General features: G+C 34.2%; 13 protein-coding genes. 8 read left to right on the top strand and 5 right to left on the bottom strand.

All coding sequences use genetic code 11. The features are described 5' to 3' along the window. Positions 1-8 precede the first annotated feature (8 nt). From H8R22_RS06990 to H8R22_RS06955, 8 genes are all read left to right on the top strand, one after another. Positions 9-416 carry a curli production assembly/transport component CsgF gene (locus H8R22_RS06990; RefSeq protein WP_187009741.1) on the top strand — a complete coding sequence of 136 codons (408 nt, stop codon included), beginning with the start codon at positions 9-11 and terminating at the stop codon, positions 414-416. A gap of 1 nt (position 417) precedes the next feature. Continuing rightward, positions 418-1,782 (top strand): CsgG/HfaB family protein, encoded by a 1,365-nt coding sequence (locus H8R22_RS06985; RefSeq protein WP_187009740.1) that lies wholly within the window; start codon positions 418-420, stop codon positions 1,780-1,782. A 38-nt stretch (positions 1,783-1,820) separates the two neighbouring features. Continuing rightward, positions 1,821-3,323, top strand: coding sequence for a carboxypeptidase-like regulatory domain-containing protein (locus H8R22_RS06980; protein WP_187009739.1), 1,503 nt, complete (start codon positions 1,821-1,823; stop codon positions 3,321-3,323). 204 nt (positions 3,324-3,527) lie between these two features. Next, positions 3,528-4,370, top strand: a complete 843-nt coding sequence (locus H8R22_RS06975) for an OmpA family protein (RefSeq protein ID WP_187009738.1) — start codon at positions 3,528-3,530, stop codon at positions 4,368-4,370. 99 nt (positions 4,371-4,469) lie between these two features. Next, positions 4,470-5,648 carry an AIR synthase related protein gene (locus tag H8R22_RS06970; protein ID WP_187009737.1) on the top strand — a complete coding sequence of 393 codons (1,179 nt, stop codon included), beginning with the start codon at positions 4,470-4,472 and terminating at the stop codon, positions 5,646-5,648. Between the two features lie 152 nt (positions 5,649-5,800). Then, the gene (locus H8R22_RS06965) at positions 5,801-6,163 is read left to right on the top strand and encodes a hypothetical protein (RefSeq protein ID WP_187009736.1); all 363 of its coding nucleotides are present in this window, start codon (positions 5,801-5,803) and stop codon (positions 6,161-6,163) included. A gap of 58 nt (positions 6,164-6,221) precedes the next feature. Beyond that, positions 6,222-6,830 carry a GNAT family N-acetyltransferase gene (locus H8R22_RS06960; protein WP_187009735.1) on the top strand — a complete coding sequence of 203 codons (609 nt, stop codon included), beginning with the start codon at positions 6,222-6,224 and terminating at the stop codon, positions 6,828-6,830. A gap of 96 nt (positions 6,831-6,926) precedes the next feature. Continuing rightward, a complete protein-coding gene (locus H8R22_RS06955) occupies positions 6,927-7,364 on the top strand; it encodes a hypothetical protein (protein WP_187009734.1) in 438 nt (145 codons plus the stop codon). A gap of 91 nt (positions 7,365-7,455) precedes the next feature. Here H8R22_RS06955 and H8R22_RS06950 read toward each other — a convergent pair whose 3' ends face one another. From H8R22_RS06950 to H8R22_RS06930, 5 genes are read right to left on the bottom strand one after another with little or no spacing between them, the layout of a single operon-like run. After that, complete coding sequence (locus H8R22_RS06950; RefSeq protein WP_187009733.1) at positions 7,456-8,616, bottom strand: peptidylprolyl isomerase; 1,161 nt, start codon at positions 8,614-8,616, stop codon at positions 7,456-7,458. A 33-nt stretch (positions 8,617-8,649) separates the two neighbouring features. After that, on the bottom strand, positions 8,650-9,768 hold the full coding sequence (locus tag H8R22_RS06945) for a peptidylprolyl isomerase (protein ID WP_187009732.1): 1,119 nt from the start codon (positions 9,766-9,768) through the stop codon (positions 8,650-8,652). Positions 9,769-9,788: 20 nt separating this feature from the next. Next, positions 9,789-10,472: a gliding motility-associated peptidyl-prolyl isomerase GldI gene (gldI, locus tag H8R22_RS06940; protein WP_187009731.1), complete on the bottom strand. Its 684-nt coding sequence runs from the start codon at positions 10,470-10,472 to the stop codon at positions 9,789-9,791. Between the two features lie 5 nt (positions 10,473-10,477). After that, positions 10,478-11,482 carry a DHH family phosphoesterase gene (locus H8R22_RS06935; RefSeq protein WP_187009730.1) on the bottom strand — a complete coding sequence of 335 codons (1,005 nt, stop codon included), beginning with the start codon at positions 11,480-11,482 and terminating at the stop codon, positions 10,478-10,480. Between the two features lie 53 nt (positions 11,483-11,535). Then, positions 11,536-13,011, bottom strand: a complete 1,476-nt coding sequence (locus tag H8R22_RS06930; protein WP_187009729.1) for a rhomboid family intramembrane serine protease — start codon at positions 13,009-13,011, stop codon at positions 11,536-11,538. Between the last annotated feature and the right edge of the window lie 60 nt (positions 13,012-13,071).

The raw sequence follows: 13,071 nt of genomic DNA, 5'->3' as shown, positions 1-13,071 counted from the left end.
TTAAAGTTATGAAAAAGCAAATCGTTATTTTGGCTATGGTTTTCATTTGTTCCGTAGCTGCGCAATCGCAGGCACTGGTTTATAAACCTATAAATCCTGCATTTGGTGGAGAAACTTTTAACTACCAATGGCTAATGAGCAGTGCTGAGAATCAAAATAAATTTACCGAGAAGATAACTGCCGGAGCTGAGAAAACAGAATTACAGCGTTTTAAAGAAAGTTTAGATGCGCAATTATTGAGTCAAATTTCAAGCTTGCTATACCGTCAACAATTTGGTACAGATGGGCTTGCACAAGGATCTTACACTTTTGGTAGTTACTCTATTGATATTTATCCTACTGCTGATGGTTTATCATTAAATATCTTAGATACTAAAACTGGAGAAAAAACTCAAGTAATTATCCCAAACAAATAGTATGAAAATCTATACCTACTTTACGATAGTTCTACTGTTCATATTATCAAGTTGTACGGCATTTTATAATCAGCCCACTGGGATTGAAAAAGCAATTATTGGTGAAGGAACACCTGCCACTTCAGCACTTAAACAATTACCCAAACCTAAACAGCAGGTTGTTGTGGGTGTTTATAAGTTCAGAGATCAAACAGGACAATACAAACCTCTAGAAAATGGTAGTAGTTTTAGTACTGCTGTTACTCAGGGTGCTACTTCAATTTTGTTAAAGGCACTTGAAGATTCTAAATGGTTTATTCCTATAGAAAGAGAGAATATTGGTAATTTACTGCAAGAACGAAATCTTATTCGCTCGACCAGACAAGAATACATAAAAAATAGTGATCCTAATGAATCTCAGTTAACACCTTTATTGTACGCAGGAGTTTTATTAGAGGGTGGTATAATATCCTACGATTCTAATATTATTACTGGAGGATTTGGAGCTCGATATTTTGGAGCCGGTGGTTCTTTAAAATACAGACAAGATAGAGTAACTGTCTATTTAAGGATGGTATCAACTTCAAATGGTAAAATTCTAAATTCGGTGTATGTTTCTAAAACTATTCTTTCCCAAGCTATAGATCAAAGTCTATTTAGATATGTAAACTTTAAAAGGCTTCTAGAAGTAGAAACTGGATATACGACTAATGAGCCAATTCAGATGGCTGTAACAGAAGCTATTGAAAAAGCAGTGCAATCTATAGTTTTAGAAGGTATTAAAGACGGAATTTTAGAGACAGAGGATCCAAAGGCTGACGTTGATACTTTACTAGCGGCTTATAAAGCGGAAAATGATGTTGCAGATGGATCTAAACTATATAATAGAGATTTTCAGCCAAAAAGAGCAAAAATGGGCATAGAGATTAGCGGTGGTGCTTCTTTAATGGATGGCGATTATTCGAATCCTGTATTAAAACCATTCGGTAAAGCAGCAATAAGGCTGTTTGTTACTCCTAGCCTTGCTATTTCTGCTGCAGGAAGCGCCATGAGGTTAGCAAATGAAAATAAGCCCTACGGCGGTTTTGTTTCCTTCGATTTAAATGGAGAATGGATCATATTACCTAGAGATTCTTTTACTCCATTTATTTATGGGGGCTTTGGGCTTGGTGGTCGCAGCGATTTCTCGACCTTGTATGGAAAAACACAGTTCGGAACCGGACTTGAGTATTTAGTTTCAAATAACATAGGAATAAAAGCTTTTGCAGAATACAATATTAATTTTAATGATAATCTCGATTTAACAAAAGTTGGGGTACGAGGAGATAACTACTACATGTTTGGAATAGGATTGAATTTTTATTTCGGGAAAAAAAATAAAAAGTAGGGGAAAATATTATCAGCAATAATTTAATTCAAAGACAGATGAAACACATAAAAATTATATTTTTTCTAATCATTTTTTCTCTTTTTATAGGGTGTAGTGAAGATAAAATAGATGGTAGTACAGAAGTATACGGATCGATCTCTGGGAAAGTTGTTACAGGAGATACCTTTAGTCCCTTAGAGAATGTGAAGATATTTTCAAGTCCTACCTCTAGTATAGTTTTTACAGATGCAGAAGGGAAATTTACGATTACTAATGTCAAGGTTGGGGAATATGCTCTTCAAGCTCAGAAAGATGCTTTTTTAACAAAGTTTGAATCCGTTACGGTTAATAAGGATTTAAATAGTGAGGTTGTCTTTGAGTTGTCAAAAAATTCTGGTGTCAACGTCGCTCCAACTGCTCCATCTGCAGTAGCGCCATTAGATAATGCGATTGGTCAAAATTTGACAACAAAATTGCAATGGGAATCAACGGATACGAATGATGATGCACTCACCTATGAGGTAACGGTGCGTAATAATAAGAATACTACCGTCGCTGTTTTTTCTGATATCAAGGTTAAAGAGTTAGAGTTAACTGGTTTATTATTTGATACTAAATATTTATGGCAGGTCTCAGTTACAGATGCGAAGAGCACGGCTGTTTTGAGTGCTGTTTTTACTTTTTCAACGGTTTCATTCCCTAATACACGGTACTTGATGGTGAAAAAAGTGAATAATAATAATGTCATATTCGCAGCTGATACTGACAAAAACACTTACCAGATTACCAATTCTGAGAATAATAGCTGGCGACCAAGAAAAAATATTCAGTCAGGTAAGATTGCTTTTATTCAATCAAGTGGAGGCCAAAATCATATCTACACCATGAATTCCGATGGTTCTAGTAAAACTAAAGTAACAAATACTATTCCTATCGCAGGATTTAACTCAGATCATATCGGTTTTTCATGGAATGCCTCTGGTGATAAAATAATTTATCCTAATTTTGATAAATTGTATGAAATAAATAGTTCAGGGAGCGGACTTAGAAAAATATTTCAAACACCAAATGGTAAATTTATTTCAGAATGCGACTGGAGTAACGACGGTTCTAAAATTGCCATAAAAGTAAACGATAGCCAAGGATATAATTGTGAAATTTATATAATTAATTCTGCGGGTGTCGTGATTTCGACTGTACTGTCTGGACAGAATGGTGCTTTTGGAGGTTTGAATTTGTCAGTAACGGGTGAAAAATTATTGTACACATACGATATTTCCGGTTACGAAAATCCATCCTATAGACAACTTGACACACGCATTTATGAGTTCAATTTTAATACCGGTTTTAGTACACAAATATCAACAGAAAAAATTGCTGGAACAAATGACTTGGACGTACGGTACGCACCTAATGAAGCTGAGATCATTTTTGTGAATACCTCTAATGATGGTATTTCTGAAAAATTCATTACAAAAATGGAGTTAGTCCCTACGAATGTATTAACCTTTAGAAGAGAAATTCTATTTACAGGTTTTTTCATGCCAGATTGGGAATAGATAGTTCTCAAGTATAAAAAATTAGTTCAAAAAATACCCAGCAACAGTGACTGGGTATTTTTTTGTTTTATACTACAATAGTATACTTGGCATTTTCAATACTATTGAAACGTTAAGACGAACTTTATAATTAATTTAGCAGGTCTCAACAGATTTTAATATACTACTTCTGTAATTTTTTCGTTCTAAAAACAAAAGCATCTCATGAAATTAAACTTTACTCTGTTTCTTTTATTTGGTTTCATTTCTACCTTTGGACAGGAAAAACTTCAATTATTTTTTGATTTCAATAAAGATGTTGTTAATAAGAAATCGATTGTAGCTTTTGATAATTGGATCAAACAATCCAATCAAGTAACTATTCTAAAAATTGAAGGATATTGCGATAGTATTGATACAAATAAATATAATGAATTATTGGCGTCTCGCAGAATAAATGCTGTTCTTGCATTATTACAAAGCAATGCTGTAAAACTTGATGATAAACTCGTCATTGGCGCAATAGGTGAGAATTTTGATCAAGCAAAGATTCAAAGTGAAAACCGAAAAGTGATAGTCTATTACCAATCGTTTGAAGCTAAGATGGAAAATAGTAATTCTTCTACTGCAGGACAAGAAGCAACAAAACCGCAAGAAAAGAAACCTACTGCAAAGCTCGAAGACAGTTCGATTCTTAATCAATTAGAAAATGCTAAAGTTGGTGATTTAGTTCAGATTCAAAATTTGAACTTTTACTTTAATTCAGAAAAAATAGTGACTGAATCGGAGCCAGTACTATCTAGCTTGTTGGAAGCATTGAAAAGGAACGCCCAATTAAAGATCAATATTTATGGTCATATATGCTGTAATAGTGATCCTAATGATGTAAAACTATCCTACCGTAGATCAAAGTTCGTTTTTGATTATTTAATTAGAAATGGTATTGCAACTTCGAGATTAGGGCACCGCGGTTTTGGAAGCAGCAAACCCCTGTATGCATTACCCGAAAAAAATGAAGCAGAGCGAGTGGCAAATAGGAGAGTCGAGATTTTAGTGATTCAAAAATAGTGTTAATAATCCTAAATTCTTAGTTCTGATTCCTAAATCAAATTTGTATATTTGCCGCACAACCCGGTTGTCTAAAAACAGCCAACACAACTACACTACATGAGTTTAGATACTTCAAAAAGATATGCACAGCGCGGTGTTTCGGCATCAAAGGAAGATGTGCATAATGCCATAAAAAATATAGACAAAGGATTATTTCCTCAAGCATTTTGTAAAATTGTCCCTGATTATTTAACGCAGGATGATGACTATTGCTTGATTATGCACGCAGATGGAGCAGGAACAAAATCCTCATTAGCGTACATGTATTGGAAGGAAACAGGAGATATTTCTGTGTGGAAAGGTATTGCACAAGATGCCTTAATCATGAATATCGATGACCTATTATGTGTGGGAGCAACCGATAATATTTTACTTTCCTCCACCATAGGTAGGAATAAAAATCTAATAACTGCTGAGGTGATTTCAGCAATAATCAATGGGACTGAGGAATTAATAAAAGAGTTAGCCACTTTTGGGGTAACCATTCATTCCACTGGTGGTGAGACAGCTGATGTAGGTGATATTGTTCGTACGATTATCGTCGATTCAACTGTTACAGCACGTATGAAACGTTCAAAAGTGATCGATAACGCAAATATTCAAGCAGGTGACGTAATCGTGGGTTTAGAATCTTTCGGACAAGCAACTTACGAAAAAAGTTATAATGGCGGAATGGGAAGTAACGGACTTACATCTGCTCGTCATGATGTCTTTGGTAAATATTTAGCCACCAAATATCCTGAAAGTTTCGATGCTGCAGTTCCAGAAGAGCTAATTTATTCGGGTCAAATAAATTTGACTGATGCAGTGGCTAATTCTCCTATTGATGCAGGACAGTTAGTCCTCTCACCAACTCGAACCTATGCGCCAATTATCAAGCAAATTTTAGATAAATACACATCGAACGAAATACACGGAATGGTGCATTGTAGTGGTGGTGCGCAAACTAAAATTTTACATTTTGTAGAAAACTTACATATTATAAAAGACAATTTATTTCCAATTCCACCTTTGTTCCAGCTTATTCAAGGGCAATCCAAAACAGACTGGAAGGAGATGTATCAAGTTTTTAACTGTGGTCACCGTATGGAATTGTACGTTCCTGAGGCCGTTGCACAGGATATTATAGCTATTTCCAAATCATTCAATGTAGATGCTCGCATCGTAGGAAGGGTAGAAGCTGCTACCACTAAAAAACTGACTATAACAAGTGAGTATGGAACTTTTGAATATTAATTTTTCTAGGAGTTAATCCCCCCTTCTGCTGCAATCTTTTATTCTGTACCAATAACTATCGGAACCGGCAGAAAAGGATTTTTAATATTATTGCGGCTAACTTAAAGTAGTAGAAAAATTAAGATATTATCTGTTATAAAAAAGCAAACACTATGTACGAATTACTGTTTTGGAAATACTTAGACGAGGTGTATTTGAACCATCAAGAAGTTTACGAGGCTTTAGAAGTAGAACCATCTGTTCAAGGTCTGGAAGAGCTGCCTATTCAATTTATTCGCAATAGGATAGCAACCGTTTTTGCCAAATGGGAAAAAGTAGACGACTCAAGCTGGAAAAACACGACTGGAGTAGGTGCCTTTCATGTACGCACTACTTCGCAAAGTGTTCAAATTGATTGTTACGGTACAGCAGGGAAAACTATGGATACCTTAGTTGGGATAATGGAAGAATTCAAATGTCCGCTTTACGATCCACAAATTCCTGCACGTTATGACGAAATGTATGAGGAGGAGTAGATGCAGTTAAGTTAGTATTGTTCTAATAGTATTCTAAAGTTTTAGTAGTAAATGTACGATGCAGATAACTTTTGACTCTTTCCCAGATTTGGTTTTAGAAAATGAATCTGTTTTGCTTCGTCCACTTTTGAGTTCAGATGTAGAAAATCTTTTAGAATTTTCTATTAACGAGCCTGATACATGGCAGTTTTCGCTAATTCGGGCTAACGGAAAAGAAAATCTTGAAAAATACATTCAACTAGCATTAAAAGGAAAAGCAAATAAATCCGAATTTCCTTTTATCGTTTTCGATAAAAAATCAGCTAAATATGCGGGAAGCACACGCTTTTATGATATTAACCTTTCTCATAAAACACTTTGTATAGGTTATACATGGTATGGAAAAGATTTTAGGGGAACGCTATTAAATAAAAATTGTAAATTCTTATTGTTACAATTTGCTTTTGAAACCATGGGAATAGAACGCATCGAGTTTAGAGCTGATAATAGTAATCTTGCGAGTATAGCCGCTATGAAAAGTATTGGTTGCACGGTTGAAGGAATATTACGGAATCATATGCCCATTTTAGGCAGTGAATTACGACGAGATAGTATTATACTAAGTATTCTCAAAGAAGAGTGGTTTAGTACGATTAAACATCAATTATTAGCTCGTTTGATTTCATAAAAGAATAATAGCTCTAGAAGTAATTTTGAAAATAATGAATAAATAACATAGCTTAGTTTATTAAAACTTTGCGAACTTTGTAAAAAATACAAGCAAATGAAAATAAATTTGAAAAACGGAATTGATAAACTCATTTTCGGGATGAAGCAAAAGGATGTTACTGCCATCTATGGTAAGCCAGATAGAAATTATAAGGATGAAGATGATAACGTAATTTATGCCTACAATAAACTAAAAATACGGTTGACCTTCTACCAAGAAGAAGATCTAAAATTAGGATACATGGTTGCTTCAAGTGCTGATTTAGATTTATTTGGAACTAAAGTTATTGGTAGACAAATAGCCGATGTTAAAAAAGATCTTTCTGCGAAGGGAGTTATTAAATTTACGCAAGAGGAGTTTGATACCTTTGAAAACTATTTCAATGAAGAAAACTGGATCATTTTACAAACGGAATTCGAGGAAGTTGTAAAATTTGAGATTGGTGCTATCATTAATCAAAAAGATGAGTTCGATTGGAAGTTTAAGAGCTAAACTCTCTAAGAAACTTCAATAAATAAGAGAATCCCAGTACATAACCATGTATTGGGATTCTCTATTTAAATCAATTAAGATGCGTTCTTTATTAATTTGTTGTGGGTTTCTCGAACATTTCAATTTCAAAAATTAAATTAGCGTTAGGGGGTATTACACCTCCTGCGCCTCTTTCTCCGTAAGCAAGCTTAGCAGGAAGAAAAAGTAATACTTTATCGCCATAATTGATAAGACTTAATCCTTCTATAAAACCGGGAATCATTCCATCTTTTTTACCAGCTTGGAAAGGGAAAGCCTTGTATCCGTTTTGCATTGCTCTATTGGCATCAAATTTACCGTATTCTTTGTTTACTTCCTCGTAACTACTGTCAAAGAGTGTTCCGTCTTCAAAATAGCCAGCGTAATGAAAATAAAATGTAGAACCGTCAACAGGCTTGATTCCGTTCTCTGTTTTTACTACTTTATATGTTAGACCAGATTCAGTAGTAGTAGCTGTCGCTTTCATTTCAGTAAAATAAGCTAATTTTTTAGCAATTACCGAAGCGTATTTAGCATTTTCTATTTTTTCTGCTTCAGCAGCTATTGCCGCTTGTTTTTTAGCATCACCTTCTTTGTTATTGTAGTAATCTGCAAATGTTTTTACAGCATCAAATTTCTTTGCTGCAGCGCCTTTTCTAATAATCGTAACTTTCGTCATCACATCTCCTTGAGTAATGCTATTAACAACATCCATCCCAGCAGTAACATGACCAAAAATAGTGTGTTTGCCATTTAACCAAGGTGTATCCTTGTGTGTTATGAAGAACTGACTAGAATTAGATGCTGGTCCTGAGTTTGCCATTGCCAAAATCCCGCCTTTATTAAATTTTAAATCAGATATAAATTCATCCTTAAAGGAATAACTTGTTCCTCCTGAACCAGAACCTGTAGGATCACCTGTTTGAATCATGAAATCTTTAATAACACGATGAAATACAAGTCCATCATAGAATGGTTTTCCTTTCAACTTTGGTTCTGTTACAAAAGTGTTTTTTCCTTCAGCAATTGAAATAAAATGAGCTACTGTTACAGGTGTTTTTACATACTCCAGCATTACGGTAATGTCTCCTTTACTTGTAGAAATAGTAGCAAATATTCCTTCTTCAACAGCTGTTTTCTTTGCAACTGTAGTAGCTGGCTTTTTTTTAGTTGTGTCCTGCGCATGGAGGTTGCAAATAGCCAATAGGGCAATAAATAAAAATTTTAATTTCATTTTTTTTAAATTAAATTCTAGTATGATTTAGGTTTATTTTTTTTCAAGTAACTCTACTTCGAAAATAATATCAGAATAAGGTGGTATAACATTTCCTGCACCTCCAGCGCCATACGCTAAATGCGACGGAATAAATAAGATGGCTTTATCACCAAAAGACATCTGCTCAATTCCTTCTATAAAACCAGGAATCATTCCATCTTTTTTGCCTGCTTGAAACGGAATCGGTTCGTATCCACCTTGTGCTGCACGTTGTTGATCGTGTTTTCCAAAAGTTTTTGCTACATCTTCAATGCTTGTGTCAAACATGGTGCCATCTTTAAGAAAACCGGCATATGCGATTGAAAGTGCTGTTCCTGCAGAAGGCTTTTTACCTTCTCCTTTTTTAGTAATTACATATTTAAGCCCAGTGGAAGTTTTATTTGCTTTGCTTTTTAAAGCTTCAAAATAACTTATTTTATCTTGAATAACTTCACCATATTTTTCTTCATATTCTTTTTTCCCTTGCTCTTCCATCTCCGCTTGCTTTAGCTGCTTATCAGCTTCAATAGAGAAATAATCATAAAAAACCTTAACGTCATTGAATTTTTTGGCTGCTTCTCCTTTTCGGATGATTGTTACTTTTTTCATCAAATCATTTTGATCGATTAAGTTGACAACATCCATTCCGTTTCCAACTACATGACCAAAAATAGTATGCTTACCATCTAACCAAGGCGTTGCTACATGGGTGATGAAAAATTGACTACTGTTTGTAGATGGACCATTGTTAGCCATTGCTAAAACCCCGCCATTGTCAAAACGTAAATCACTAAATTCATCCTTGAATTTATAACCCGCATCGCCAGATCCAGTTCCCATTGGATCTCCAGTTTGAATCATGAAGTCTTTTATAACTCGGTGAAAGCGCAGTCCATCATAAAAAGGACGCCCTTTTAAGTTTTTATTAGTCACAAAATCATTCTGACCTTCTGCCAAAGAAACAAAATTTGCTACTGTAAGAGGTGCTTTTAAGTAATCTAATGCTACAATAATTTCCCCTTTGTTGGTTTCAATTTTGGCATATAATCCATCTGCTAAATCACTATTCTCTTCTTTACAAGAATAAAATGAAGCAACGACAAGTAATATTAATAAGAGTCTTTTTTTCATAAGATTAATAAATTATAGTTTTATTTTAAACTGTCTTTGGTTTTTGTTTGATTGGGAAGTGTTTTTTTAGAATCAGTATTTGTTTTTTTGTTGGTAGTGGGAATAGCTGCGTCTCTAGGTGTAACTGAATTTCGTAGTTCTATTTGCTTTTTATAATTTGCTTCAGACATAAAATCTCTTAAAGTAACTGTACAAGACAAAGGTTGATTTATACCAATTTCTTTATTGTCTCCATGATAGCCAAATCCCATATGCGAGGGAAATAGAAAATTGACTTTCTCATTGCGGTGCATCAATTTTATACCATCTCGCAAGCCCATCATGATTTCCTGTTTATCGACGCGGTACACTTGTGGTCTCAATTCTAACTCAGAGTAGATTATGTTGCCCTCTAAATCTTTAATTTCATAATCAAAAAAAGCTATATCTCCTTTTTTAGGACTCAAAGTGTCTACATCATTTTTGGTTATATAGGAGTACCAATATCCTTTTTTTGATGGGATATAAGATGTTGTAGGTGAGTTTTTGATAAGTGCCTTTATAAGGTCTTCCTCTGAGGCGACTAGTTTTTTATTCCTAATAACTGACTTTTTGATAAAAGTACCAGAGGACTGAGAAACAGGTCTTCTTGCCTCTTGTGATTGTTTACAACCACTAAGGAACGCTATAATTAAAAATGGAAATAGGATATGAGTTAGTTTCATCTGGTTTAGATTGTTATTTTAGTGACCAAATCCTCAAATTTATGAATCGTTTCTGCCATAGATAATTCTGATTTTCCTCCGGCTGCATTGCGATGTCCGCCGCCGTTAAAATGATCTCTAGCGAATTGATTTACGTCAAAACCGCCTTGGGAACGGAAGGATATTTTGATAATGTTTTCGTCTTTGTTTTCGATAAAGATAGCAGTAAAATGAATTCCTTTGATACTTAACCCATAATTTACAATTCCTTCTGTGTCACCCTTTACATGTTGGAAAGAATTTAATTCCTCTTGCGTCAAAGTTATATATGAAGTATGGTGTTCTGGTATTACTTTCATGTTTTGTAGTGCTCGACCAAGAAGTTGAAGCCTATTGTAAGAGCTATTTTCAAAAAGTAAAGCAGGAATTAGGGTGTTTTCGACACCTAAATCAATTAGGTCCGCTACAATACGGTGGGTGTTACCGGTCGTTCCTGGAAATTTAAATGACCCAGAATCAGTTAATATTCCGGTGTAAATACAAGTTCCAATGATTTTATCAATAGCTTGTCCTTCTCCTAAAAAGTTGATAAAATTGTATAGCATTTCGCATGTTGAACCAAACGAGGTATCAGAGTACATGTAGGCAGCATAACTATCTGGCTTTTGATGATGGTCAATCATTATAAAAGGTGCAGTGAGTTTCTCAAGCACTTTTTCCATTTCGCCTACACGATGCAAAGCATTAAAATCAAGGGTAAAAATTAATTCAGCCTCTTCCAAGATTTTGCTACAGTTTTCCTTGTCTTTTTCAAATATTTTAACTGTTTCTGAACCTGGTATCCAGCTCAAGAAATCCGGAAATTCGTTAGGAGCAATGACGATAGGTTCGTGATTGTATTTTTTTAGAAAGTGGTATAAACCTAATGTTGAGCCCATCGCGTCTCCATCAGGGCTTCTGTGGGGGATGATGGCAATTTTTTTTGGCGCAGCCAATAATGACTTTAGCGCTTGAATATCTTGTATTTTCATAGGTTGCGAAAATACATTTTTTTACTGTAAAATTGTTCGTGATTAACAGGATTTTATTCTTTTTGATGTTTTTCTATTTCTTTGAGTAATCGTTCAATTTTATAATTTAAAGCTCCTATTGGACCGTCATACATAGAAGTATTTTCCTTTATTTTTTTATAGCCTAATTGATATACTTGCTTTCTTAATAAGCAATAGAGTATAAGTTGCTTATTTTGATCATGTATTTTTTTGGGAAGGTATAATTGATCTAATTCTTTTATAAGGTTACTATTTTCGTCCCAGTAATATATTCCTCTTTCTTTAATCATATATAAAACGTCCTCTTTGTTGTCACCAGAATAGCTTCTGTAAGCCTCAAGTGCCATTTTTTCCATATCTACAAATTCTTGCATTCTGCTTCGGTATTCGAGAATGTCATAAATGTAGATTTTCTTTTGTGTACAATAAAAACCAATTGTTACCACTGCAGTAATAGTGATGGTTGTAATAAGTAGTAAAGCTCTTGATCTATGGTTTTTTAGCACTACATATATGCTTCCGAAAATAATTCCTGCTAAAAAACCGCCCACGTGTGCAGCTCCATCTATTCCTTCTTTAAAACTGCCTAAAAGGTTGATTATAACAAAGAAAACAATGAAGAAAATAGTGTTAGAATTTAATTTTTTACTAATTGTTTTGGTGGTTAGAAATACAATCAAAAGTCCGTACATGCCAAAAATAGCTCCCGAAGCCCCAGCACTTACTAAGTCGTCGTTCCAATATAAGCTAGTTAAACTTGCAATTGTACCGCAGAAAAGATAGAGAGATAAGTAGGTGATTCTTTTTAAATGGGACTCTAAAAACAACCCAACGTAGGCTAGTGCAAAGCAGTTGGCAACTAAATGTATAAATCCAATGTGAATGAAGCAACTGCTCAATAATCGCCACCATTCATTATCAATAGTAAGTGGTCCATAGTTACCTCCCCAGCTTATAATATCTTGTGTTTTAGGAGAGAAAAAGCGTACTCCTGAAAAAAACATTATAAAAAATAGAAAACCATTTATTGAAAGAAGTATAGGTGTAATAAAGTAGTTTTTAACAGGTATTAGTATCGACAAAGGAGAGTAAAATGACGTTATAACTTTCTCTGATGCTTCGTTTTTCTGAAACGCATCTATATTCGAAGCGTTTAGACTATCAATTATACAATCCGTTGCAATTGTTGTAGGTACTTCTTTTCTAAATATGTTAAATTGTTCGAAAAAAATTTCGGTGTTTAATTTGTTCCGACCGCGATCATAAATTTGTTTTCCGTTACTAGTACTAATTATCAATGGATCACTCCCTTGAAAGTTGATTTTTATTTTCTCGTTCCAAGTACCATTTGCTGGATTCGTTTCTGCAATAATTTCATTATCATCTAGAGTAATTATTGTCCAATTTAATTCTTGGCAACATCTAATTGCGGTGTGTTGAAATTCTAATTTCGATAAATTATTAAAAGGAATATATTGAAAAAAAGATGCGGGTAGTCCAAGTGCCATCGATATAAAATATAAGGTATGATTTATATTACAATAATATTCTTTTTAATTGGAAATGCA

Source organism: Flavobacterium kayseriense (assembly GCF_014305095.1).
Taxonomy (GTDB): domain Bacteria; phylum Bacteroidota; class Bacteroidia; order Flavobacteriales; family Flavobacteriaceae; genus Flavobacterium; species Flavobacterium kayseriense.
This window is presented reverse-complemented; position numbering and strand designations above follow the sequence as displayed.